Source organism: Sphingobacterium sp. xlx-96 (assembly GCF_011007365.1).
In the GTDB taxonomy this organism is placed as follows: domain Bacteria; phylum Bacteroidota; class Bacteroidia; order Sphingobacteriales; family Sphingobacteriaceae; genus Sphingobacterium; species Sphingobacterium luzhongxinii.
In genome coordinates, this window is record NZ_WFKM01000016.1 from 1 (window position 1) to 23,858 (window position 23,858).

Here is a 23,858-nt window from a genome sequence, read left to right on the forward strand (position 1 = left end):
ATCGGCGGTGTCTACCTCTTCCCATTCCGAACAGAGAAGTCAAGCCCGCCAGAGCCGATGGTATTGCCGTAACAGGTGGGAGAGTAGGTCGGTGCCTTTTTTTACACGAAGCCCCTTCAGGAAACTGATGGGGCTTTTTTGTTGTTGTAAAGTTGTTACTATCTAGAAGTATAAAGTACACGTATTTCTCTATCATAATTTGTATTTTCATATAAATTTGTGTGAATAACACGACATCAATTTTATGAATACATTAATAACCAAAAGTATGAGAGTAAGTTTATGTTTAGTTTTTTTTCTCTTTTCTAATTATTTAAAGGCACAGCGAGTCCCCCTAGCGGACAGTGTGATTACCACAAAGCATCAAATAACTGCAAATGGACAGAAGTTTGCTTATACAGCAAAGACCGGGACTCAACCAGTCTGGGATGGAAATGGAAAAGTATTAGCAACTGTTCATTTTACGTATTACACGAGGGATGATGTCTCTAATCGCAACAAAAGGCCTTTAATAATTTCTTTTAACGGTGGGCCTGGATCTGGCTCGGTTTGGATGCATTTGGCTTATACGGGACCTAGGTTATTAAATATTGATGATGAAGGCTATCCCTTGCAGCCTTATGGTGTTAAGGAAAATCCCTATACAATATTAGATGTCGCTGACATTGTGTATGTAGATCCTATTAACACGGGGTATTCACGAATTTTGGATGAAAAAGCAGATCGCACATTGTTTTTTGGCGTTAATGCAGATATTAAGTATTTAGCGGAATGGATAAATACGTTTGTGACAAGGAACAATCGGTGGAGCTCACCAAAGTATCTTATAGGGGAAAGCTATGGTACGACACGCGTATCTGGACTGGCGTTGGAATTGCAAAATGCACAATGGATGTATCTTAACGGTGTTATTTTGGTTTCTCCAACAGACCTAGGCATTAAACGTGAAGGTGCTGTGGATAAAGCCAATCGTCTACCTTATTTTTTAGCAACGTCATGGTATCACAAACGATTGTCCCCGGAATTACAAAGTAGAGATTTAGAGGAGTTACTTCCTGAAGTGGAAGCATTTACATTGAATGAGCTGCTTCCCGCTATAGCGCGAGGAAGTAGTTTGCCTGTCACAGAGAAGGCTACTATCGTGAAAAAGATGGCTAGATATTCGGGACTTACGGAGCTTTTGATAGAACAGAACAATTTAGACGTTTCTACTTCCCTCTATTGGAAAGAATTATTGCGGGATAAAGGAATGACTATAGGACGGTTAGATTCTAGATATCTGGGAATAGATCTTAGGGACGGTGGAGAACGACCGGATTACAATGCGGAGTTAACTTCTTGGTTGCACTCATTCACACCTGCCATAAATTATTATTATTTAAATGAGCTAAACTATAAAACTGACGTGAAGTATAATATGTTTGGACAGGTACATCCTTGGGATCGATCAAATGATAATACTGGTCTTAGTCTGAGACAGGCTATGGCTGCGAATCCGTTCTTACACGTTATGGTTCAGTCTGGGTATTACGATGGAGCCACAGATTATTTTAATGCGAAATATAACCTATGGCAGATGGATCCTTCGGGCAAACTTTCTGGAAGGATGAATTTCTTTGGTTATCGAAGTGGACATATGATGTATTTGAGGAAGGAAGACTTGATAAAGGCTAATAATGATATTCGAGAATTTATCAAAAGGTCTATTCCGGCAGTCGATCAAGCAGCTAAGTATTAAGGTTGTTGACCGAATTCCTAGACAATGCATTTTTATTGGATCAAATTTTGGACGTTAAGCCATTTTAATAGCATCTTTATACTTTATAAATTTTACATATGAATGTATATGAACTAATCTCAATCGGATTATACATGTTGCTGATGATTGGAATAGGTGTTTATTCGTGGAAGAAGTCTACGAGCAACTCTGAAGAATTTTTAATCGGAGGTCGAAAAATGGGAGCTGCAGTGACAGCACTTTCTGCCGGTGCGGCAGATATGAGCGGTTGGTTATTGATGGGCTTGCCGGGAGCCATGTATCTTTCTGGATTGTCAAGTGCCTGGATAGCCATTGGATTAACAATTGGTGCCTTTTTGAACTATGTGATTGTAGCTCCACGTCTACGAGTTTATACCGAGGTTGTTAATAATGCGATCACACTGCCAGTTTTTTTTGAAAACCGTTTTCGGGATAAAACACAGTTGTTGAAGATCTGTTCTTCCGTATTGATTTTGGTTTTTTTTACCTTGTATACGTCGGCAGGTATGGTTTCTGGCGGAAGGCTATTTGAATCGGCTTTTGGAATAGATTATTATACAGGACTTTTTTTGACAACCTTTGTCGTCGTACTTTACACCTTTTTAGGAGGCTTTTTAGCCGTGAGTTTAACGGATTTTGTCCAAGGAACTATTATGGTCACTGCCTTAGTAATTATTCCTATCGTCATTGTTATGCAAATTGGTGGTTTAGGTACGACGTTGGATATTATTAAACAAAAGAATATCAGTTATTTAGATCTTCTAAAGGGTACAACAGCAGTTTCTGTGGTGTCTTTATTAGCCTGGGGCCTAGGTTATTTCGGGCAACCACATATCCTTGTTCGTTTCATGGCTATCGCTAGTATTAAAGATATGACTAAAGCGAGGCGTATAGGTATTAGTTGGATGATTTTTACCGTTGGAGGAGCAATGTTGGTTGGACTTTTTGGGATAGCCTATTTGTATAAATTTGATCAGCTCAAAATGGCTAGTTTCGATGGATCGAAAGAAATGGCGGAGACAATTTTTATACACTTGTCTAGGGTACTGTTTCACCCCTTGATTGGAGGTTTTTTGCTTTCGGCAATATTGGCTGCAGTAATGAGTACAATATCTTCTCAGCTACTGGTTACCTCGAGTTCCATGACAGAAGATATCTACAAGGCATTTTTTAATAGAAAGGCTTCTCCTAAGAATATGTTGGTGATGAGCCGTCTTTCCGTGCTTATAGTCGCAGTTATTGCATTATTATTGTCGTTAAATCCGAAAGATAGTATCCTGAATCTTGTGGGCAACGCATGGGCGGGATTTGGTGCTGCTTTTGGCCCCTTGATCATTCTGTCTCTCCTGTGGAAGCGAACTACGGCGATGGGAGGCTTATTGGGGATGTTAGTTGGTGGAATAGTCGTCTTACTATGGGTATATGTGCCACACAATTTTAAAACAGTGTATGAAATTATACCAGGGTTTATCTTGAGTTTTTTAACAATAGTAGTGGTTTCTTTAGCTAGCAAACCCGTTAATAAGGAAATTCAGGATGAGTTTGACGAAGTTAATAAAATTGTTAATTCATAATGAATAGAAAGGGAGTATGTGCATGCTCCCTTTCTATTTATAGCACAGCGAAGTTTATTCTGCTGGGTGCTGATTTATCAAAGTATATGCGGTGTGAGTTTTTGATGTAGTCTTCAGCCTTTGCTTTGTATATATCCATAAATTGATTCGGATTTCTGTCTGTTAAAGGGAACCAACTGTGTTGTACTTGAACCATTATTTTATGACCTTTTTTAAAAGTATGAGCTACGTCAGGTAGATTTACTTTTACATTGGTGATTTCATTGGGTTTGAATGGTTCTGGTAAACTGAAACTATTTCGAAATTTACCACGCAATATTTCACCTCGAACCAACATTTGATAATTCTGCATAACTGTTTCTGTATTCAATGGAGAAATATCACTTGAGCTATCTGGATATACATCGATCACTTTTACAATAAAATCAGCATCTGTACCAGTCATGGATACATACAGATCCGCTTGTATAGGACCTACTACAGTCAAATCGTTTGCTAGAACTGCCGTCTCAAATACCATCACATCAGGTCTGTTCGCAGCGAAACGCTGATCTGCAATCATATATTCGCGCGTTCGGTTTGTAAATATTCCATCTTGAGAAGGGATGGGCTTTTTTGGATCACTCGTATATTCAACATATTTATTTTGCGTGTCGTTCGCCTTTTCTGTCAGTTGATTATCTTCATTGAGGTAGAGTGAAGTCATTTTAGCTTCTTTAGGTGGCCATTGTGAAAATTGATGCCATTTATTTGAACCTGTTACAAATATATTAGCTTCTGCAGGATCAAAGTTACCCTTTCCTTTAAGATAGTATTCAAAGAAAGGAAGTTCAAAGTTCTCTTGATAATACGTGCTAGTTTCTTGATTAAACTTAATGTCACCAAAGGAATCTCCCTTTGTACGTACCCATCCGCCATGGAACCAAGGCCCCATCACTAAAATGTTGTTGTTCTTGTTATTTTTCTTTTCAATCTGTTTATAAGTTTCAAAGGCACCATAAGTGTCTTCTGCATCAAAGAGTCCTCCAACTACCATGACGGCGGGTTTTACTGCATGAAGATGGTGTGTAATGGTACGATTGTTCCAGAAAGTATCTAGCGTGCTGTGCTTGGCAAGGTTATCCCAGAATTTCACAGTATGATTTAAATACTTCGTTTTTAATTCGCTTAGTGTGGGATTGTCTAAAAAGAATTTATACCAATCTTTTGAAGGTAGATTAAATCCTTTCGGACCTTGCTCGTTAGTGATAGGTGCAGGTCTGGGAGCGTCAAAGGTATACATGAACCGAAAGGCATCAATAAGAAATAACGCACCTCCATGATGAAAATCATCACCGATAAACCAATCGGTAACTGGTGCTTGCGGGGAGACTGCTTTTAGAGCCGGGTGTGAGCCAATAAGTGATACTGTAGAATAGAATCCTGGGTAAGAGATGCCATACATTCCTACTTTTCCGTTGTTATTCTTAACATTTTTTACGAGCCAATCTATGGTGTCATAGGTGTCTGTACTTTCGTCTATTTTATGCTTGTTTTCTTTTGTTCGTGTGGGTCTGATGTCTTCAAATGTACCTTCGCTCATCCATTTGCCCCGTACATCTTGATATACAAAAATATAAGAAGATACCGCCATTTTGTCGAAATTACCCAAGCTCTTTTTGTACTTATCAATTCCATAAGGAGCTACCGTGTACGGAGTCCTATTTAGTAATATAGGGTATTTTGTACTCTTGTTTTTAGGGACATAAATAGATGTGAATAGTTTGGTTCCATCTCGCATAGGGATATATTCTTCTATTTTGTCATAATGTGCCTTAATGTAAGTTTCATTAACCTCCTGCGCCCGAAGAAAGTTAATGAGTAAAAGGAGCAGGGGTAGGGTAAATAATTTTTTCATAAATAAAATGGTAATCAAATTACAATTGAATATAGCGAATTATACTAATTTTTCTAAATTAGGCTACACAAATTTTAAAAGGTCATGGGGTTAAAGCAAGGATTTTTAGTCGAGTTAGAACGAGAAACAGAGAATACAAGACGTATTATAGGTAGATTGAAAGATGAGCATTTGGATTGGAGGCCGCATACCAAATCAATGACAGTTGGAGAATTAGCAGCTCACGTTGTCGAATTGCATAACTGGGTATATGCCGCCTTAGGGATGGCCGAGTTTGATTTTAAAAAGCATTATATTCCACTTAAAGCGACAAGTATAAACGCAATAAAGGAAGTGCTTGATCAAGGGTATGATAAGAATGTTGCAATGATCACTTCGTTAACAGAGGAGGACTGGTCTTCAATGTGGCGTTTACGCGCAGGAGATTATGTTATAGCGGAGATGTCCAAAGAGGGGGCAATGCGCTTTATAATCCAAAATCATCTCATTCATCACAGAGGACAGCTATCTGTGTATTTACGGTTACTAGATATTCCTGTGCCAGGAATATATGGACCATCTGCCGACGATATGAATAAAGGCTAGCAAATAAAAAAGGCTTCATTTCCCATGAAGCCTTTTTATTATATAAATTGAGACGGCTTATTTAGCTAATTCTTCCGCAATAGCTTTACCGATTTCAGCTGGTGATTCTACAACGCGGATACCGCACTCACGCATGATTTTCATCTTAGCTTCTGCTGTATCATCTGCTCCACCAACAATCGCTCCTGCGTGTCCCATACGACGTCCTGGAGGCGCTGTTTGTCCAGCGATAAAGCCAACAACAGGTTTAGTTCCGTTTTCTTTGATCCAATGAGCTGCTTCAGCTTCCATTCCTCCACCGATTTCACCAATCATGATGATTGCTTCAGTTTCTGGATCGTTCATTAATAATTCAACAGCTTCTTTAGTAGTTGTTCCAATGATAGGGTCTCCACCGATCCCGATTGCTGTAGTAATTCCTAAGCCAGCTTTAACGGTTTGATCTACTGCTTCATATGTTAATGTTCCTGATTTAGAAACAACACCTACTTTACCTTTTTTGAAGATAAAGCCTGGCATGATACCTATTTTAGCCTCTTCAGCAGTGATGATTCCAGGACAGTTAGGGCCGATTAAACGAGAGTTTTTGTCACTCAGGTAAGATTTTACTTGAATCATATCTTTAGTAGGAATACCTTCCGTAATACAAACGATTAAAGCGATTCCTGCCGCTGCCGCTTCCATAATAGCATCTGCTGCAAATGCTGGGGGTACAAAAATGATGGAAACATTAGCTCCGGTATTATCTACTGCATCTTGTACAGTGTTGAATACTGGACGATCCAAGTGGGACTGACCACCTTTACCTGGTGTTACACCACCTACAACCTGAGTACCATACTCAATCATTTGAGAAGCATGGTAAGTGCCTTCTGTTCCAGTAAAACCCTGAACGATAACTTTTGAATCTTTATTTACTAATACACTCATTGTTCTATTTTTTTGCAGAGCAAATCTACTATTTTGTAATGACTTCTGGAAATTATGCCGCCGCTAATCGGATTTTTTGTTAGAAAACTTCATCTTGGATAGCAAATCCCAAGATACGACTCCCACGGTAACGGAGACATTGAAAGAATGTTTAGTGCCAAATTGTGGTACTTCGATGCAGCCATCTACTAAGGGTAAAAGTTTTTCATCAACTCCGTTTACTTCGTTTCCAAATATTAATGCGTATTTGTCTTCAAGAGATGGGACAAAGTCCGGCAGAGATATCGAATTAGATACTTGCTCTATTGCATAAATTTTATAGCCTTCGTTTTTTAGTTCTTGGATGGCTTCTATATTATTGTCGTAATGTTTCCATTCTACAGATTGTGTAGCACCGAGAGCTGTTTTTTCTATTTCGCGATGTGGTGGTTGCGCTGTAATACCACAAAGTATAATTTTTGTTAGACCGAAACCGTCGGCCGTTCTAAATGTTGAACCCACATTGTGCATACTGCGAACATTGTCTAATACCAATACGATAGGGGTCTTTTCCTGTGCTTTAAATGAGGTTATATCAGTACGATTCAACTGATCCATTGAAAGTTTTTGCATGCACAAAATTAGCTAGTAAAAATGTAAAAAGGAAGATATGTGACAATTTGTATTTGTGCCGCTCGGGAAACACAAAATAAAACTTTAAAATAGATTTTGAATATTGGATAATACTGGTTATTTTTGCAATCCGAATTTAGTATAAAAAAGTATAATAAAATATAGCTAAGAGAAATGGCAAATCATAAATCAGCGATTAAAAGAATTAGAGCTAACGCTGCGAAGCGTCTAAGAAACCGTTACCAAGCAAAAACTACACGTAACGCGATTAAAAAATTACGTACTACAACTTCTGCTGAAGAGGCTAAAGCGTTATTACCACGCGTAGTTTCTATGTTAGATCGTTTGGCTAAGAAAAATGTTATCCACAAGAAAAAGGCTTCAAATAACAAATCTAAGTTGACAAAATTTGTTAACAAATTAGCATAGTCTTTTTATGAAAGAATATAAAAAAGGATGCCTGTGCATCCTTTTTTTTATATGTAATAAAGGCAGTTTATTGACTGCCTTTATTATTGACGATAGCTTCCGTGATGTTTTTTAGTTGCTCTGGATTATTTTTGTAAGCTTCTAAGTCATAGAGTTCGACTTTTCTAAAGTCAATTGGATGACTTTCTGATTGCAAGTAAATAAACCCCGATTTAAGTAACTGTCCATCTTTCTTTTGTGTCTTGTCGTAGTTATTTACATTTCCTCCGCCTATTTGAGGCTTATAATATTCGAGGACAGTTTCCCCCTCAAGTACATGTCGTATCACGGAGTCGCCTAATACTATAAAGTCGGCTTTGACCCATTCATCTCCATGGTATGTTTTAGAACTGGAATTAACACAATGTGGTGTGAATAATTCGTTACGATATACGACATTTGTCCCAGGGGTACATAGATTAGAAGTGGTACGTACAGAGCTAGGGGTATTATCTCCACCCAATAATTGGGCCTCGATAGATATAGGGAAATCTTGGTCTTTTAACATTGTATTCGGAGATTGACTATGTAACATTGCTCCGCTATTGCGCCAAGCCCATCCTTCACCACCACTTGCCTGTTCATCCACAAATCGATATTCAAGACGGAGTACATAATAACCGTAGGGTTTATTGTAGCCTAAATGTCCGTACTGTTGGTTAAAACTTTCATACCCATCATAACGTACTTTTAATAAGCCGTCCTCTACTCGGAATGTATTTTTGTAGTTTTCGCCAACCTCATGCGATCGAATTTTAACGGTCCAGTCTTTTATGTCTTTGCCATTAAATAGCTGTATAGGCTTTGGAACTTTTGAGACTGTGTTGGATGTGCTCTTGACCGTGTTGCAGGACAACAGTGTCGCGGTAGTTACTACCGCCATAAAAAAAGGTTTTAGGTTCATTTGATTATTGTATCTTGATTAGAGTAACGTGTTTTGATGCTTGACATAGTCGCTTGGACGTATACCTATTACTTTGTTAAAAGTATTGCTGAATGTCGGTAGACTACTGTATCCCACTCGTAAAGCGGCTTCATTGACGCTTATTCTTTCGTCTAATAAGAGACGAAGAGCTGTAAGCATTCTGAGTATGGTATAGTACTGGATGAATGACATGTTTAGCTCTTTTTGAAAAAGACGGGCCAACGTACGCTCACTAACATCAAATTTCTGTGAGAGGTCTTTAAAGCTAATATTTTCAGATATATTCTTTTCTAAGAATGATACGATATCTTTTAGTTTGTCATGTTGAGGATAAGGTAGAGCTAACGGCAGCTCGCATTGGGACAATTCAGGTAAAATTAATTTGAATGCTTTTGCAATAGAATACTTCGGCTCTTCGACAGGGAAGATATTGCCGTTCCAACGATTTGTAAACATGATTAACTCGATAAGTAAATCATTAACAGGATAGATGTTTATTTTATCAAAGAAATCAGTATCTGTTTCATATTTTGGAAAATATAAGTTTCTCATAACGACATGAGAAGAGCTAGGATGAATGCTGTGTTTAATACCTGCTGGGATCCAGATGTAATGGCGAGCGGGTAAAAAATAAGACTTATCTGAAGTTTTCAGGAATACCACGCCACCTTCAGTATACAAAAATTGTCCCTTTTTATGTAAATGCTCTTCGATATGATTATTGCCCATCAATGCATGGTGACAATAAATACTATCTTCAAATGCGTCTACATCGGTCATGTAATACTTATTAACATACTCCTTTTCCATAGCTTGTTGTTTGAGCCCTAAATTTCTTGATTTTTGCTTACAATACCAAAAAGTAAGTGTTAGCTTACTCAAAAAATAAACGATGCCATGTAAAACAGTGTCTTAACCTTTGTCTGAATAAATTTTTAGCTATTTGATATTTAAGGGATTAAAGTGTTTCGTACTTCTCTTGTCTTTGTTTTTTATCCTTTTTATTGTTTGACTATCAGAACGTTGTGTTTTTTTTGATTAGAATCAATAATTTACTGGCAGAATATAATAATTTAGCTATATTATTAATTTATAATATTGTAAATTGTTTGATTAATAGAAAGATACAAATAGCCAGATTTTAAAATAATGAGCATTGAAAGAATACGTTTAAAAACTTTGCAAGATAAAGTTATGACTGCAGAACAGGCTGCCGCATTTATCCAAGATGGTATGGTAGTCGGCTCTAGTGGTTTTACAAAGGCAGGAGACAGTAAAGTTGTCTTACCTGCATTTGCAGAAAGGGCTAAGAGAGAGCATATAAAAATTACATTGATGACAGGGGCTTCTCTGGGACATGATACGGACGGCAAGTTGGCCGAAGCTGGTGCACTTAGTAAGCGTATGCCATTTCAGGTAGATCGCACGTTGCGGAATAAAATTAATGCAGGAGAGGTTTTATTTATTGATCAGCATTTGAGCGAAAGTGCTGAATTATTGCACAATAAAAATCTTCCTCCAGTAGATATTGCGATACTGGAAGTAGCATATATTGATCGAGACGGTAGCATCGTGCCGACTACCTCGGTAGGGAATTCTGTCACTTTTGCGGCTTTGGCCAAACAGGTAATTCTCGAGATCAATACCGCAGTTCCGGAAGAGGTATACGGCATACATGATATCTATCAGGCGGAGGATTATCCACATCGTAACGTTATTCCCATTGTGGCTCCTTGGAACAAAATAGGCAGAAAGACGATTCCGTTAAATCCAGAAAAGGTGATAGGTGTCGTATTTACAAATATTACGGATAGCCCCGCAGATATTGCGGCACCCGATCAGAAAACCACTTCTATAGCGAAGCATATCTTAGCATTTTTTGAAAATGAGGTTAAACTGGGACATTTGACAGATCGCTTACTTCCTATCCAAGCAGGAATAGGCAAAGTAGCTAATGCCGTGCTGATGGGCTTTAAAGACAGTAACTTTTATGACTTGACAATGTTCTCAGAAGTCTTGCAGGATAGTACTTTTGATCTTATTGATTCCGGAAAGCTTAGTTTTGCTTCTGCTTCTTCAATAACAGTGTCGGAGGATTGCTATCACCGTGTTTTTGATAATTTGCAGCGTTATAGAGATAAATTTGTCCTACGGCCTCAAAATATATCCAATACACCAGGTTTAATAAGACGTCTCGGTGTAATTGCGATTAATACGGCAATAGAGTTTGATATTTATGGAAATGTCAATTCGACACACATTTCCGGAACAAAGATCATGAATGGTATAGGTGGTTCCGGAGATTTTGCCCGGAATGCTTACCTAAGTATTTTTGTGACGCAAGCCGCTTCCAAAGAGAACGCGATCTCCCACGTATTGCCTATGGTCTCTCATGTAGATCATACAGAACATGATGTTGATATCTTGGTTACCGATATTGGATTAGCTGATCTAAGAGGGTTAGCGCCACGGGAAAGAGCTCAACAGATAATAAACAACTGTGTACATCCAGATTATAGGTCAGAGTTACAGTCGTATTTTGACCGAGCTTGTGAAAGAGGTGGACATACTCCACATTTGCTAGAAGAAGCCTTTAGCTGGCATTTAAGATTAGCTGAAAGTGGTACAATGAAAAAATAATACCAAAAGACTACAGGGGAATTAGCCTCTTGTAGTCTTTGTTGTTTTTGTAAAACGGCGTTTGCGTAAGTAACTTTGGCTCCAAGCAGCTATTACTAGTATTAGGATCGGCAGTACAACATTAATTAGTTGCCATTTCAACTTCTCATTTTTCACAGCCGACTGGTCCAATAGACGTAGTTTTACCTCTCGGTTTCGGAGAGAAATCAACCGTTCATCATTCATGAAGTAATCGACAATATTTTCCAGAAATACCCTGTTTGCATATTGTTGTTCTGTAAAACGGTCCCAACCTAGCGGATATGGGGATTGATCTTTGTAATTAACTTGATTAATAAGCCAATCTCCGTCAGCTATTACCAACATTTTTGCCTCTTCAGAGATATTTGTCAAATCTATTTTTTCGGTAATTCCTATTGGGATCGGTCTGTTTTGAAATAGGTAAGGGAATTTACCCCTTAGCAGAGCAGCTACTGCTTTCGGTTCTGTTCTAAAATTTTGAGGATCAGGTTGCTCTTCGACCATTTGTAAAGAGATAGGTCCTGGAGTATTAATTATACGGCTGAAAGGGGATGAGTATAACAGAATCTCTTTCCTAATGCCTTTTACGGCTATTGTATCCACAGTTCCGATGAATTCAGTACGTATACCATCTAGATTTTTTAGAATGGGGTTTTGACTGGTAGGCATAAGAATTGGAAACAAATACCAAGGAACAAGTTCAATCTGCGCTTGCGTACCTATATTTCCTACTGACAATGGGATTTGGGAGCAGTTTAAATCAGCGATTAGATTGTAGTTCAATCGTGCTCCATAAAGGAATAATTGATCGTCTAGGTTTAGTTCTTTTCCAATCAATGGTTGACTACCCGTTTTTTTTAGGTAATCCAAGCTTGCGTCTATTTGATCTATCGCCCAAATGATGGAACCACCATTTCTTACATAATAGTCCAATTTATATTTTTCTTGCTCAGAAAATGCCTTTTGGGGTTTAGCAATAAAGAGAATAGCAATTTCTTTAAGGTCATGTAGTGATATGGAGTCGAGGTTTAATCGACCGACCTGATTAGAAACCCCTAAGGATCGCATGGCGTCATATAGTTCGAGATCAGATGGTTCGCCATGGCCCTCTGTAAAAGCAATGTATGGAAGCTTGTCCGTGTTTATTTTTGTGATAGCGGAAACAAAAGCATACTCTAAATTCTGAATAGAGTTGTTGAGCACCTGCTCCGGCGATTGCCCTATTTTGTTTTGCAGTAGGTTCACGTTGATTTCTTGTTCATCATGGCTAATAATAGCCGCAGGAAAAATCAATGTCTGATTGAAGCCACTCTCTGATTTGATACTTAAGTTGGTCGGATATAGACCGCGGCTGATAAGTGCTTCCGTGTATTGTTTTTGTTCTTCTTGACTTCCTGCGTTAGGATCGATAATATTGACTTTCACTTTACCTTTAGAATAGGATTTTAAATCATGAGCCATATCTATCGCTGCTTGTCTCAATCTTTTAAACCCCGCTGGCAATTTTCCATCCAAAAAGATCGTAATATAAGTGTCTTTTTTAAGGTCAGAAACTATCGCCTTAGATGTTTCGTTTAAAGTGAATCGTTGATCGGATGTGAAATCCAACCTTCCGTATAATTGTTGAAAAATAGAATGATTTAAAGTGAAAGCAATTAAGAGGCAGATGGCGTATACGACTAAGGTTTTTTTTCTAGGTCTGAATTGACGACCTAAGTGGCCTATGGAAAATACTATAAAAAGGGATTGTACACTCAAAAAATAAATCAGGTCACCGAAATTCAATACACCTCTACTTACAGCGTCGTAGTGTTCAATGATCCCAATTTTTTTAATGAGCTCTTCGTTGTAAGATACAACGCTGATTTGGCTAATGGCGTCAAATCCGTAAAAAAATAAGAAACAAACGAAGACCGCTAGCAAGAAGGCTATAATGGGATTATTGGTCAATGATGAACAGAACAATGTTATAGAAGTAAAGGTCGCACCTAGTAATAGGAGACCTAAATAGCAACCGATAGTGGCTCCGATATCGATATTTCCTATAGGGAATGCTAAAAGATAAGTCGTTATTGCATATACTATCGTAGGGATGATAGCGAGCAAGACAATCGTCAGAATTCCTAGAAACTTGCCCAGTATGATTTGTGCCAAGCTGATCGGACGACTTAATAGCAACTCCCATGTACCATCAGATTTTTCTCCCGAGATACTGCGCATACCGATCGCCGGGACTAAAAATAGTAATAAATATGGTGCTAGGTTAAAGAAGCTATCTAAAGATGCATACCCCGTTTCTAATATGGAAGTGTCGGGAAAAACCCATAGTAGTAGACCGGTTATTAGGAGGAAAATTCCGATTGCCAGATAGCCGATTAAGGAATTAAAGTAACCTGCTATTTCTTTTTTGTAAATGCTAAACAACTTGCTTTCGATTAATTTGTTCCGAAATTAGGAAAATGTATGTTAGAAAGCAAGACAGCATGAGTCTATGATTCATGCTGTTTATGCTATAATAAAGTTTATCTGCTTTTTCCTGGAAGATAGATTTGAAAACCAAGACTGACTCCTAATCCGGTAGCTTTTTCTCCGACGTTGACGTTAGCTTTGGAGTAGTTATAGCCCGTCATCACTTCAAGTGCTACAGTCTGCGTGATGAAGTGTGCATATCCCGCATTAACACCGAATGCAAAAGAGGTTCCTTTACCGGCGTTACTACCTGTTATACCAACATCACCATGACCAAAGAAGCGACCTGTAGCACTGGCTCCGCGAGGGATATAGTAGCGTACAAAAGGAGCGATACCATAGTTCCATTGGTTGTCATCACCTTTTACAGTTCGAAGTCCCAATGAGGCTTGAGCGCCTAATGCAAGACCATTAGCGATAAAATAACCGGCACGTGGACTTACACCAATATTAAATGCTTCCGATTCAAAGCTGTATCCTAAGCCTCCGATAGATCCTCCGACCATCCAGTTCCCCGTTTTGATAGGGGTAAGACCCACATTTGCCGAATGCTGAGGTACAGTTTTAATTTCCTGTGCATTCGCAGACGCAAAAGTAGCTAGAAGTAAAGCTGCTGAAAGTAATGTTTTCTTCATATTTTTTCATTTTGTAACGCGTAAGTAATTTCATTGTATAAACAACAAATTAAATACAGACTTGTTTTAGGAATTTGTCAATTTTACGAAAATTTCCTCCATATTCAGATTAGGGTATTTCGCCGCTCTGTCCTTAGATAGAAAGTGATCTTTTATTTGTCCTTTATGAATTACAATTACTTCCTCGCAGATAGCTTCAACTTCTTGCATAAGATGGGTAGAAATAAAAACTGTTTTGTTTTTTGCTAGGTGCTTTATAAGTGTTCGGATTTCAATTATCTGGTTGGGGTCTAGCCCTGTTGTAGGCTCATCTAGAATCAATACTTCTGGGTCATGGATGATCGCGAGCGCTAACCCGACGCGTTGTTTGAATCCTTTGGATAGTTGCGCTATTTTTTTATGTTGTTCCTGCTGGAGTCCAGTTTGTGCTATTACCTCCTTAATTCGTTTACTAGGATTTGGTAGTTTATGAATTTGCGCTTCAAAATAGAGTATTTCTTGCACATACATATCGAGATAAAGAGGGTTGTTTTCAGGTAGATAGCCAATCATCTTTTTGGTTGATAGTGGGTTTATTTTTATATCGATACCATTGATCATGCAGAGCCCCTGTTCAAAAGGGTATATACCTGTTAGAATCTTCATTGTCGTAGATTTACCTGCCCCATTAGGGCCAAGGAAACCTATAATGTGATTGCTTCCTGTCGCAAACGAAATATCGTCTAAAGCTTTTTGCTGCTTATAGCTTTTTGTAAGATTTTGGACTTCAATAGACATAGCTTAATGGCGGATATAAGGAGAGCTGATGTTTCGCTTTCGAATGTAGTAATCTAACGCTTTATGGGCTTCTAACGGACGATCAGTGCTTAAAATATCAGCCCCATTTTCAACGTATTCAGCATAGGTTTGGTAGCCCTTGCTGTCAGCTTGTCGATCCAGGTTACCGATAGTACCTAATATGATTTTTATACCATGTTGGTGTAAAAGCTGTACCAATTCCGGTTCCGGCTGACGTGTCCCAACAAAAGCGACAATCCTATTGTCAGGAATACCTTGACTCGCTAGCCTACCTAGATCTTCGATAGACTTTATACTAGTTGAAATCATCAGATCCGGATTAATCCGATATAGTGCCTTAGCTTGTTTAGTGTTGTAAGTGATTACAACGGTATAGGACTGCGCATTAGTTTTAGCAATGACACGCGATAATAATTTATAAGGAATATCATTTTTCGCATCCAAAGTGAAGATTACTCTTCCTTTTCCCCAAGTGAGGGTTTCTTCTAACGTAGGGATTTGGTAGGAGGTGACTTTTCCTTCCGTGTCTTTTAATTTAAGTTTTTTTAACTCAGAAAGCGTAAAATCGCCAACTTTTCCATTTCCATCGGTGGTTCTATCTAATGTCTCATCATGCATCAGCACCAAGATAGAATCTTTAGAAATCCTTACATCGCATTCGATAATAACTGGCATCTTATTGGCAATACGGGCAAAGGTTTCAATAGCATTTTCCGGATAGCCTTTAGCTGGGCCACCGCGATGTGCACTGATTAGTGGATAGCTGTTTTCGCTATAGGTCAATAGTTGATAAAGATCCTCTACTGTATTGAGCTCAAAAGTCTGATTTTTGAATAATTGTGTACTGCTTTCCCTTAGCGAGTTTTTTTGTGTACTATCCGTTGAGCGAAAGCAACTGCTAGCTAATATTAGCAGCAATATTCCGAAGATATATTGGGTGTTTTTTTTCATAGTTGAGCCTTTTTTTGATAATCGCTTATCAATCGGACAATATCTTCAACAGAAGTGTGGAGCTGATCAACTATTAATTGTGACTGTTCATAAAAAGGGGAACGCTCTTTAAGTTTACTTTCAATGAATGCTAAAAGTTCGTCTCCATTTAGTCCTTTCAGTACAGGTCTTTTATTTATGTCCGATTTGCTTAGTCTAGACCATAGAGACTTGGAGGTATGTTGGAGGTAGAGTGCTATACCGTTTTCAGTAATCCATTGCATGTTGTCATAAAAACAAGGGGTACCTCCTCCTGTAGAAATTATAGCATGAACCCCTTGCTGACGTTTCAGAAAAGTGCGCTCCAAATCACGGAATTTATCTTCGCCATACCTGTTGAAATATTCTGGAATACTCATGCCGATATACGTTACTATTTCGTGATCCAAATCAACGAATTGTCTTCCTGTTGCAGCAGCTAGTTTCTTTCCTATTGTTGTCTTCCCACTGCCCATAAATCCAACAATGAAGATCGGTGTTTTCATTATTGCGCTTTTAAATACATATTTATTAATGCCTCTTTGTTAGGGAAAGCATTCTTAGACCATTTTTTTATGACAACTCCATTTTGTAAAAGCATCACACCAGGATTTGAGCGGACCATACTCTTGAGCGGAACAGCATCCGTATAAAATGTTTCCAGTACTAGATCTAGTTGATCATTAAGATAATTAACGTCATCCGATGAACTTGCTGTTAATAACACAGCCCGAAGATTATATTCGCCGGATAAATCACGTATAGTCTTGTTGATCTTATCTAAAGCTACTAAATCTGTGGCGGAAAGTTTTGTGACATCCACACTGGTCACTATAAAGTTATAATACGGATTTCTGACAATTTCTTGGGTGAGTTCATTACCTTCAGCATCGGAGATGATCAAGTCCGGGATTGGTACTTGGTACCCTTTCTTTACGAGTTTTGACTCAGGTTCACCTATAACTTCCCAATTTTCATCTTCCCAGATTTTCTGATCCATATATTCCTTATCGGACATTTTCTTTTCCTCTCCTGTAGATTTGTTTTTCAGCGAATAGATGTGTTCATACTCATCCTGCGCAGCGCCTTCCGGTATTTCCATCAATTTAGGAATATTATTCCCTTCTTTGTAAGGTAAAAAGTCAACAAATGGTAGGAAGCTGATAGTGTATATACCTATTCCAAAGGATAGAATAATGACAAAAAAACTCAATAGATTATTCGTAAATGAACTCGCTACAAGTGGAGCTATTTTTCTTCTCTTTATGAATATAACCAATATAAACGCAAGTAATATCAGGTCTTTTATAAAGGATTGCCAAGGTGTCAATGGAATAGCATCTCCGAAGCATCCACAGGAACTTACAACTTCAAAAAATGCGGAATAGAACGTCAAGAAAGTAAAGAATATAATCAGCAATAGCAACCCCCAAGCTACTTTGCGGCCAGCTATACCAAGTACCAATAAAGCACCTAAGATAATCTCAAAAGCACAGATGCCGACAGCAATCCATGTGCTATAATCATTCAGAAGATTGAGGTTAAAGACATGAAAGTATTCTTGCAATTTATACCCAAATCCCATCGGGTCATTAGCCTTGATAAGTCCCGAAAATATAAATAGGAATCCAACGAACAATCTTGATATCCACAATAGGATATCCACTGAAGATTTGTCGTTATTTAATGGTGCATAGTAAGAAGTAGTAGACATTTTATTTGTTTTTATCAGCAAAACCTAATTTTATTAACGCGAAGACGGCGTAGTTTAGCATATCTTGATAATTAGCTTTTAAACCTTCGGAGACAAGCGTTTGTCCATTGTTGTCTTCAATTTGTTTGACACGATGTAATTTCATAAGTATGAGGTCTGTCATCGAAGAAATGCGCATTTCTCGCCAAGCCTCACCATAATCATGATTTTTTGCAAACATCAAGTCGCGTGTTTCGTCCACCTTTTCGCTGTATTTTTGATCAACAAAAGCAACGGGTAGGTTTTCTTCCCCATCCTGTCCCAGTTCCAATTGCAGAAGAGCCATTACACAGTAGTTGACAATACCGATATATTCACCTGAAATGTCTTCGCCTACCAGTGATACCTGTTTTATTTCTAGGGTGCGTATACGTTTTGCTTTAATATAGAGCTGATCTGTAATGGATTGTAGACGCATTATTCGCCAAGCAGTCCCATAATCTTTTGTTTTCTTGATAAAGAGGTCTTTGCAATATTGTATTACAGCATTGTACTCTGCGGTTGTATTCATATAATGTAATTCGTATTCCTATTCGATGAATGACAAATATAGCTAGAAATCTGATTGTTTGATAGTCACAAAACTGTATGATTTGCTTTTTTCTATCAATAGCTAAGGATTTTTAAACTAGATTAGAGTTGTGAATTTTATTTTTATAGAAGATATGTAATAGAATAAATGGAGGAAAAAAAAATAGAAATAAGGGATGTGAATATCATCCGTTATATACAGCCCTTTCGAGAAGGAGGTTCTTTACCAGGGTTGGTTGACGCAGATGATGGTTTTAGTTATGTGATCAAGTTCAGGGGGGCAGGCCAAGGGAAAAAGGCTCTTGTTGCGGAGTTGATCGGAGGAGAGTTGGCCCGGTTAATAGGTCTTCGTATGCCGGAGATGGTTTTTGCTGAGCTTGATGAAGCGTTTGCCCGTATGGAACCGGATGAAGAGATCCAGGATCTTTTACGTTTCTCCGTAGGTAAGAATCTTGGTGTACATTTTTTAAATGGGGCTATTACTTTTGATGCGAATGTGGATGCTGTATCCGAAGAAGAGGCTTCTAAAATAGTTTGGTTGGACGCTTTGTTAATGAATGTGGATCGTACGGCGCGCAATACCAACATGTTGATCTGGCATAAGCAATTGTGGTTGATAGACCATGGAGCGTCACTGTATTTCCACCATTCTTGGGACAATTGGGAGGAGCTTATGGCAAAACCTTTTGTACAGATCAAAGATCACGTGTTGCTGAGTAAAGCCAGTCAGGTCAGAGCTATCGATAGACAGTATCGAACCGTCTTTAATGAAGATAATATATCCAACATCTTACAGGCTATCCCCGATGAGTGGTTGCAGGAGGAAGGTAGATATTTATCAGCAGATGAGGTACGTAAGGTATACCTGAGGTTTTTGATGGGTAGATTGAGTCAGTCCGATATATTTCTAAATCAAATAGATCATGAGCGAAAGAACGGTATATGAGTATGCGGTAGTGCGGGTCGTACCTCGTGTGGAACGTGATGAATTTATAAATGTTGGAGTTGCGTTGTATTGTAGACGCCAGCGCTACGCAGATGTTAAATTACATATTGATGAGATAAAGCTGAAAGCGCTGTATGCTGATGTAGATATTGTAGTGGTCAAACAACACCTAGAATCTTTCCGTCAGATTTGTAGAGGGGATAAGGGAGCAGGACGTATCGCCGGATTGGAACAAGCGGAGCGTTTTCGATGGCTCACGGCTAATAGAAGTACACTAATTCAATGTTCGGTGACTCATCCAGGTATGTGTATTTCTGCCGAAGAAACACATCAAGAATTGTTTGAGAAATTAATTCTATAATGTTGGTAGTATTAATAGTATATTTGGATTGATGAAACATAATCATTTAACCGATTTTTATCAACAGTTGTTCTTAAAGCAATTGGAGGTTCAGGACATGCCTTCTAATGGACGTATTTCCAATTGGGCTAGACATGTATTGGATTTGTTGTATCCCGAACGTAATTCGAAAGGCTTCGGTAGTGTAGAGGAGTTACAGCTTGCTTTCGGGCAGGCAGAAATAGAGCTATTTGAACTTTTACTTAAAACCAAGGCTTGTGCTCATTGTGATAACAGAATAATAGCTAAGCATTTTTTTGAAGACTTACCGGATATTTATGAGCTGATGAATACAGATGCTCAAGCAATATTGAATGGAGACCCCGCAGCGCAGAGCCTAAGGGAGGTAATTCGTACTTATCCCGGTTTCATGGCTATCAGTATGTATCGTATAGCGCATCAGCTTTTAAAGTATGGGGTACCTTTGATTCCTAGAATTCTTACTGAGTATGCGCATTCCAAGACAGGGATTGATATTCATCCTGGTGCTCAGATCGGTCCTTATCTTTACATTGATCATGGAACAGGTTTGGTAATTGGTGAAACCTGTATAATAGGAAGCCATGTTAAGCTTTATCAAGGCGTTACTTTAGGAGCTCTTAGTGTAGAAAAATCGTTGGCAAATGTACAACGACATCCAATTATCGAAGATCATGTTATTATTTATGCAGGTGCTACAATATTAGGAGGAGAGACTCGGGTAGGGCACCACTCGATAATTGGTGGAAATGTGTGGTTAACAAATAGTGTAGAGCCTTATACTACTGTGTATCATCAATCTAATTCAAAATTTATAGACACGAAACCAGCTTTATAATGGGAAATATAATTGATACTATTGGTAACACTCCTTTAGTTGAAATCACACGATTTCACAATAATCCAGACGTTAAGATTTTTGTAAAATTGGAAGGAAATAATCCAGCAGGATCTGTCAAGGATAGACCGGCCTTAAATATGATTCGCTCTGCTATGGAACGTGGAGAAATCAAGTACGGAGACCGATTGATTGAAGCGACAAGTGGTAATACGGGGATAGCATTAGCGATGATCGCAAGCATGTATGGTTTGGACTTAGAATTGGTAATGCCTTCTACATCCACTAGAGAACGTACACTCACAATGGAAGCGTTTGGAGCTCGCGTTACGTTGTTAGAGTCCATGGAGATTTGTCGTGATTATGCAGAAGAAAAGGCGGCTAATGAAGGTGTCTTTATTTTAAATCAGTTTGCTAATCCAGATAATTATTTGGCTCATGTTAAGACCACTGGTCCTGAGATTTGGCGTGATACAAAGGGACAGATCACACATTTTGTGAGTGCTATGGGAACTACAGGTACTATTATGGGCACTTCCATGTACTTAAAGGGTATGAATCCTGAGATACAGATTATAGGATGTCAACCGACAGAAAACTCTTCCATTCCAGGTATAAGACGCTGGCCCGCCGCCTATCTTCCCAAAATTTTCGATCCTACTCGTGTCGATCAGGTAATTGACATAGATGAAAAAGATGCAATAAAGCGATCTAGGGAACTCGCCCGATTGGAAGGTGTCTTTGCAGGTATGAGTAGCGGAGGAGCGTTGGAGGCTGCTTTGCAGGTTGCAAATGGATTACAGCGAGGCGTAGTTGTCTTTGTGGCCTGTGACCGAGGCGATCGTTACCTAAGTTCGAGCTTATTTGGATAGACTGTAAATTATAAAAAGGCTGTATCAGGAGTGAAATGAACCTGATATAGCCTTTTTAATTTATAGCTTTTTACTTTTTCTGAAAGCGCATAATTGCCATGTCATCACTTATTAAGGTAAGGGTGTTTTCTGATATTGAATAACGGCTTACTCTTTCCATACTTTTCATAAAGACAGACTCTCCGTTTCCAGGACAGAACTTTCTTGTGCTTCCCAAAGACTCAAATCTGATACGGTTGGCTTCTCCAGTTGTGTAGGAGCCAAAGAAGTTATTGCAGCTGTTGTTACCATTTACTTTATGCTCTGCTGGCTCAAATGTTATTGTAGGTTTTGCTCCTGGATATAAAACCTGAAAAGTCTCGTTGGGATTTAAAACATAGTCCAATTCCCAAGTTCCTTTCAGTGAAGATTTTTTATCAGCCGTTTGGCTAACTGTCATTTTGGCCAACGATGATTTTCCCTGATTTAGAAAGAGCATACTGTCTTTTAGCGTGAAATTGTCTACTTTACTTAGCATTTGGCCTATGCCTTGCTCTACACTCATATCCGGACAAGCCATCATGGTAGACATACCCTGCGAAAATTTAATTTTATTCGATTTCAGCTCGAAAGTACCACCTATTCCATTGCAGCCTCCACTTGCAGTGTATCTATTTTCTTTCTGATCAAAACACATAAAGGGTTCTTTTCCATTTACCTGATCAGGAACAGGCTTCCCATTTAATTCTATTAATTTCCATGTGGTATTGTAAAATCCTGTGGCCATATCTGGTTTTTCTTTTGAGCCCGGCTTGGATACCCCACAGCTAGTTAGGGCCAAAGAAATGATAGCAATAGAAACAAAAAAAATGTTGTTTAGAGTAATAAATGATAATCTCATATGTATGTTTGTATTTATTTGTATACTTTAATATCACAACGAGTAGTGCGTATGAAGCGCTACAGGTAGACATCCTTTATACAGAGAAAACATAATTTGTCGCGAATTGTTTCAGTAATTCTAGGCAATAAACAAAGCCTACTAATTTAAATCAGTAGGCTTTGTAAACAAAGGTATAGGATGCTTTATATTCCTAGTTTTGATTTAATTTCTTTTTGGATTCCGTTTTTGTGTAATAGGATAGAAATGGTTTTAAATCGAACATACTCTTTTGTAACATAAAGATACCCTTTATAGTCATTAGATTCTCCCCAAGAGTTTTTTACGATATAATACTCTTTGCCATTTTGATCTTTTACCAAACCTACAATATGCATTCCGTGATCATCTGTCGTTGAATAATCATCAAAAGCCTCTTGACGTACAATTTCAGTAGTTTTTGCTTCTGTTTTAGGCCCATTGAACAAGTCTGCTAGCTCTTCTTTGTTCATTTTGTCCATGTCTTTTTCTGGAACAAAAGCGACTCCGTTTTTCCAACTGAAATATTTTTCTGAAACATCACTTGCCCAAGCTACCGTATAGCCATTTTGAAGCGCATTGTCTATGATACTTGTTAAGTCGTTCATCTGTACATTATAGAAGCTTTCAAATGACCAGTTGTCTTGAATCAAAAGTACAAATGGCTTGTAGTAAGTATGCTCTTTGAAAGAACTGATACCGACATAGTCATCTGGATTAATACCTATCACTTGATCAGCCCATGTACGAGGGGTGTATGTTTTACCATTGTATTGGAAAGATTGAGGTGGCATGCCTAGGTATGAATCCATCACACCTGTGATCGCTTTTTGCCAAGCCGGTGTTGGTTTTTTACTTTTGACAATATTTTCGTTCATGCCTTGGATAAGCGTAGACATTTCCGAAAAATTATTGCGCGTCTGTCCGTCTCTTAGTCCAGTATAGACTTCACGAGGTACCGCGCCATATTTACGGAAGATCGTCAATACATCGTGCAATTGTCCTCCTTCACCTTGAGCTTGGTCACCATGTAGTTTTACATATGTCTTTGCTTTCTCCAGATAGGTATAATAGGCAGTGTATATTTGAGAGATTTCAACAGGTTTTTTTCCCATACGAATCATTTCAGACTCTAAAAAAGAGTTTCCGGAGTAAGACCAACATGTACCCGAAGAACCTTGATCTTTGATTGACGTATTCCCTAAATTAATCACTTGTGTAAAGACAAAGCCGTCTTTACTTTTGTCACTTACATTGTTTTTAAGGGCATTGATTAGATTATCTTGTGCGAAGGTTTGCGTAGTAGCAAACATCGCAGCGGCGATAAATAGAGATTTTCTCCAATTCATATTATTTGTA

Annotated in this window: 23 protein-coding genes and 1 rRNA gene; 10 read left to right on the top strand and 14 right to left on the bottom strand. The window is 38.4% G+C overall.

What is annotated here, in order from left to right; all coding sequences use genetic code 11:
• From rrf to putP, 3 genes are all read left to right on the top strand, one after another.
• Positions 1–100, top strand: a 5S ribosomal RNA gene (gene rrf, locus G7B20_RS18325); the annotation flags it as partial.
• 168 nt (positions 101–268) lie between these two features.
• Complete coding sequence (locus tag G7B20_RS18330) at positions 269–1,738, top strand: S10 family peptidase (RefSeq protein WP_205600282.1); 1,470 nt, start codon at positions 269–271, stop codon at positions 1,736–1,738.
• A 98-nt stretch (positions 1,739–1,836) separates the two neighbouring features.
• Complete coding sequence (putP, locus tag G7B20_RS18335; protein ID WP_164112879.1) at positions 1,837–3,333, top strand: sodium/proline symporter PutP; 1,497 nt, start codon at positions 1,837–1,839, stop codon at positions 3,331–3,333.
• A gap of 37 nt (positions 3,334–3,370) precedes the next feature.
• Here the strand turns inward: putP and G7B20_RS18340 are convergent, their stop codons facing one another.
• On the bottom strand, positions 3,371–5,230 hold the full coding sequence (locus G7B20_RS18340; protein ID WP_164112880.1) for a CocE/NonD family hydrolase: 1,860 nt from the start codon (positions 5,228–5,230) through the stop codon (positions 3,371–3,373).
• Between the two features lie 84 nt (positions 5,231–5,314).
• Here G7B20_RS18340 and G7B20_RS18345 point away from each other — a divergent pair, with 84 nt between their 5' ends.
• A complete protein-coding gene (locus tag G7B20_RS18345) occupies positions 5,315–5,815 on the top strand; it encodes a DinB family protein (protein WP_164112881.1) in 501 nt (166 codons plus the stop codon).
• Positions 5,816–5,872: 57 nt separating this feature from the next.
• On the opposite strand, the gene sucD is transcribed toward G7B20_RS18345, so the two are convergent.
• Together sucD and G7B20_RS18355 are read right to left on the bottom strand one after the other, a co-directional pair.
• The gene (gene sucD, locus G7B20_RS18350; RefSeq protein WP_079645253.1) at positions 5,873–6,745 is read right to left on the bottom strand and encodes a succinate--CoA ligase subunit alpha; all 873 of its coding nucleotides are present in this window, start codon (positions 6,743–6,745) and stop codon (positions 5,873–5,875) included.
• 63 nt (positions 6,746–6,808) lie between these two features.
• Positions 6,809–7,357 (bottom strand): RNA methyltransferase, encoded by a 549-nt coding sequence (locus tag G7B20_RS18355; protein WP_164112882.1) that lies wholly within the window; start codon positions 7,355–7,357, stop codon positions 6,809–6,811.
• 174 nt (positions 7,358–7,531) lie between these two features.
• On the opposite strand from G7B20_RS18355, the gene rpsT reads away from it, so the two are divergent.
• A complete protein-coding gene (gene rpsT / locus G7B20_RS18360) occupies positions 7,532–7,786 on the top strand; it encodes a 30S ribosomal protein S20 (RefSeq protein ID WP_079645251.1) in 255 nt (84 codons plus the stop codon).
• Between the two features lie 67 nt (positions 7,787–7,853).
• Here rpsT and G7B20_RS18365 read toward each other — a convergent pair whose 3' ends face one another.
• Both G7B20_RS18365 and G7B20_RS18370 read right to left on the bottom strand, forming a co-directional pair.
• Positions 7,854–8,708: a DUF1080 domain-containing protein gene (locus G7B20_RS18365; protein ID WP_164112883.1), complete on the bottom strand. Its 855-nt coding sequence runs from the start codon at positions 8,706–8,708 to the stop codon at positions 7,854–7,856.
• A 39-nt stretch (positions 8,709–8,747) separates the two neighbouring features.
• Positions 8,748–9,632: a helix-turn-helix transcriptional regulator gene (locus G7B20_RS18370; protein WP_240452902.1), complete on the bottom strand. Its 885-nt coding sequence runs from the start codon at positions 9,630–9,632 to the stop codon at positions 8,748–8,750.
• A gap of 267 nt (positions 9,633–9,899) precedes the next feature.
• On the opposite strand from G7B20_RS18370, the gene G7B20_RS18375 reads away from it, so the two are divergent.
• Positions 9,900–11,390, top strand: a complete 1,491-nt coding sequence (locus G7B20_RS18375; RefSeq protein WP_164112884.1) for a succinate CoA transferase — start codon at positions 9,900–9,902, stop codon at positions 11,388–11,390.
• Between the two features lie 21 nt (positions 11,391–11,411).
• On the opposite strand, the gene gldG is transcribed toward G7B20_RS18375, so the two are convergent.
• From gldG to G7B20_RS18410, 7 genes are all read right to left on the bottom strand, one after another.
• Positions 11,412–13,835: a gliding motility-associated ABC transporter substrate-binding protein GldG gene (gene gldG, locus G7B20_RS18380; protein ID WP_164112885.1), complete on the bottom strand. Its 2,424-nt coding sequence runs from the start codon at positions 13,833–13,835 to the stop codon at positions 11,412–11,414.
• 98 nt (positions 13,836–13,933) lie between these two features.
• Positions 13,934–14,515, bottom strand: a complete 582-nt coding sequence (locus tag G7B20_RS18385) for a hypothetical protein (RefSeq protein WP_164112886.1) — start codon at positions 14,513–14,515, stop codon at positions 13,934–13,936.
• A gap of 66 nt (positions 14,516–14,581) precedes the next feature.
• Positions 14,582–15,292 carry an ATP-binding cassette domain-containing protein gene (locus G7B20_RS18390; protein ID WP_164112887.1) on the bottom strand — a complete coding sequence of 237 codons (711 nt, stop codon included), beginning with the start codon at positions 15,290–15,292 and terminating at the stop codon, positions 14,582–14,584.
• 3 nt (positions 15,293–15,295) lie between these two features.
• The gene (locus tag G7B20_RS18395; RefSeq protein WP_164112888.1) at positions 15,296–16,264 is read right to left on the bottom strand and encodes a glycerophosphodiester phosphodiesterase family protein; all 969 of its coding nucleotides are present in this window, start codon (positions 16,262–16,264) and stop codon (positions 15,296–15,298) included.
• Positions 16,261–16,788: a shikimate kinase gene (locus tag G7B20_RS18400; protein ID WP_164112889.1), complete on the bottom strand. Its 528-nt coding sequence runs from the start codon at positions 16,786–16,788 to the stop codon at positions 16,261–16,263. The genes G7B20_RS18395 and G7B20_RS18400 overlap by 4 nt, the downstream gene beginning before the upstream one ends.
• Positions 16,788–17,996: a BT_3928 family protein gene (locus G7B20_RS18405; RefSeq protein ID WP_164112890.1), complete on the bottom strand. Its 1,209-nt coding sequence runs from the start codon at positions 17,994–17,996 to the stop codon at positions 16,788–16,790. Before G7B20_RS18405 ends, G7B20_RS18400 begins: the two co-directional genes overlap by 1 nt.
• Position 17,997: 1 nt before the next feature.
• Entirely contained in the window at positions 17,998–18,546 is a 549-nt protein-coding gene (locus G7B20_RS18410) for a DUF1599 domain-containing protein (protein ID WP_164112891.1), read from the bottom strand.
• Between the two features lie 168 nt (positions 18,547–18,714).
• Here G7B20_RS18410 and G7B20_RS18415 point away from each other — a divergent pair, with 168 nt between their 5' ends.
• From G7B20_RS18415 to cysM, 4 genes are read left to right on the top strand one after another with little or no spacing between them, the layout of a single operon-like run.
• Positions 18,715–19,512: a HipA family kinase gene (locus G7B20_RS18415; RefSeq protein ID WP_164112892.1), complete on the top strand. Its 798-nt coding sequence runs from the start codon at positions 18,715–18,717 to the stop codon at positions 19,510–19,512.
• Complete coding sequence (locus tag G7B20_RS18420; RefSeq protein ID WP_164112893.1) at positions 19,490–19,873, top strand: DUF3037 domain-containing protein; 384 nt, start codon at positions 19,490–19,492, stop codon at positions 19,871–19,873. The genes G7B20_RS18415 and G7B20_RS18420 overlap by 23 nt, the downstream gene beginning before the upstream one ends.
• Positions 19,874–19,904: 31 nt before the next feature.
• Positions 19,905–20,729: a serine O-acetyltransferase gene (locus G7B20_RS18425; RefSeq protein ID WP_164112894.1), complete on the top strand. Its 825-nt coding sequence runs from the start codon at positions 19,905–19,907 to the stop codon at positions 20,727–20,729.
• Positions 20,729–21,601, top strand: a complete 873-nt coding sequence (gene cysM, locus G7B20_RS18430) for a cysteine synthase CysM (RefSeq protein WP_164112895.1) — start codon at positions 20,729–20,731, stop codon at positions 21,599–21,601. The genes G7B20_RS18425 and cysM overlap by 1 nt, the downstream gene beginning before the upstream one ends.
• A 70-nt stretch (positions 21,602–21,671) precedes the next feature.
• Here the strand turns inward: cysM and G7B20_RS18435 are convergent, their stop codons facing one another.
• Together G7B20_RS18435 and G7B20_RS18440 are read right to left on the bottom strand one after the other, a co-directional pair.
• On the bottom strand, positions 21,672–22,481 hold the full coding sequence (locus tag G7B20_RS18435; RefSeq protein ID WP_164112896.1) for an META domain-containing protein: 810 nt from the start codon (positions 22,479–22,481) through the stop codon (positions 21,672–21,674).
• 185 nt (positions 22,482–22,666) lie between these two features.
• Positions 22,667–23,848, bottom strand: coding sequence for an aminopeptidase C (locus tag G7B20_RS18440; RefSeq protein ID WP_164112897.1), 1,182 nt, complete (start codon positions 23,846–23,848; stop codon positions 22,667–22,669).
• Positions 23,849–23,858: the final 10 nt, after the last annotated feature.

Excerpts from the sequence above, each read along its gene's own strand:
- G7B20_RS18385 (WP_164112886.1), bottom strand. The coding sequence starts at position 14,515 with ATGAAGAAAACATTACTTTCAGCAGCTTTACTTCTAGCTACTTTTGCG.
- sucD (WP_079645253.1), bottom strand. The coding sequence starts at position 6,745 with ATGAGTGTATTAGTAAATAAAGATTCAAAAGTTATCGTTCAGGGTTTT.
- G7B20_RS18420 (WP_164112893.1), top strand. The coding sequence starts at position 19,490 with ATGAGCGAAAGAACGGTATATGAGTATGCGGTAGTGCGGGTCGTACCT.
- G7B20_RS18390 (WP_164112887.1), bottom strand. The coding sequence starts at position 15,292 with ATGTCTATTGAAGTCCAAAATCTTACAAAAAGCTATAAGCAGCAAAAA.
- G7B20_RS18400 (WP_164112889.1), bottom strand. The coding sequence starts at position 16,788 with ATGAAAACACCGATCTTCATTGTTGGATTTATGGGCAGTGGGAAGACA.
- G7B20_RS18405 (WP_164112890.1), bottom strand. The coding sequence starts at position 17,996 with ATGTCTACTACTTCTTACTATGCACCATTAAATAACGACAAATCTTCA.
- putP (WP_164112879.1), top strand. The coding sequence starts at position 1,837 with ATGAATGTATATGAACTAATCTCAATCGGATTATACATGTTGCTGATG.
- G7B20_RS18355 (WP_164112882.1), bottom strand. The coding sequence starts at position 7,357 with ATGCAAAAACTTTCAATGGATCAGTTGAATCGTACTGATATAACCTCA.
- G7B20_RS18365 (WP_164112883.1), bottom strand. The coding sequence starts at position 8,708 with ATGGCGGTAGTAACTACCGCGACACTGTTGTCCTGCAACACGGTCAAG.
- G7B20_RS18395 (WP_164112888.1), bottom strand. The coding sequence starts at position 16,264 with ATGAAAAAAAACACCCAATATATCTTCGGAATATTGCTGCTAATATTA.
- G7B20_RS18440 (WP_164112897.1), bottom strand. The coding sequence starts at position 23,848 with ATGAATTGGAGAAAATCTCTATTTATCGCCGCTGCGATGTTTGCTACT.
- G7B20_RS18435 (WP_164112896.1), bottom strand. The coding sequence starts at position 22,481 with ATGAGATTATCATTTATTACTCTAAACAACATTTTTTTTGTTTCTATT.
- G7B20_RS18425 (WP_164112894.1), top strand. The coding sequence starts at position 19,905 with ATGAAACATAATCATTTAACCGATTTTTATCAACAGTTGTTCTTAAAG.
- G7B20_RS18345 (WP_164112881.1), top strand. The coding sequence starts at position 5,315 with ATGGGGTTAAAGCAAGGATTTTTAGTCGAGTTAGAACGAGAAACAGAG.
- G7B20_RS18410 (WP_164112891.1), bottom strand. The coding sequence starts at position 18,546 with ATGAATACAACCGCAGAGTACAATGCTGTAATACAATATTGCAAAGAC.
- G7B20_RS18340 (WP_164112880.1), bottom strand. The coding sequence starts at position 5,230 with ATGAAAAAATTATTTACCCTACCCCTGCTCCTTTTACTCATTAACTTT.
- G7B20_RS18375 (WP_164112884.1), top strand. The coding sequence starts at position 9,900 with ATGAGCATTGAAAGAATACGTTTAAAAACTTTGCAAGATAAAGTTATG.
- G7B20_RS18330 (WP_205600282.1), top strand. The coding sequence starts at position 269 with ATGAGAGTAAGTTTATGTTTAGTTTTTTTTCTCTTTTCTAATTATTTA.
- G7B20_RS18415 (WP_164112892.1), top strand. The coding sequence starts at position 18,715 with ATGGAGGAAAAAAAAATAGAAATAAGGGATGTGAATATCATCCGTTAT.
- cysM (WP_164112895.1), top strand. The coding sequence starts at position 20,729 with ATGGGAAATATAATTGATACTATTGGTAACACTCCTTTAGTTGAAATC.
- rpsT (WP_079645251.1), top strand. The coding sequence starts at position 7,532 with ATGGCAAATCATAAATCAGCGATTAAAAGAATTAGAGCTAACGCTGCG.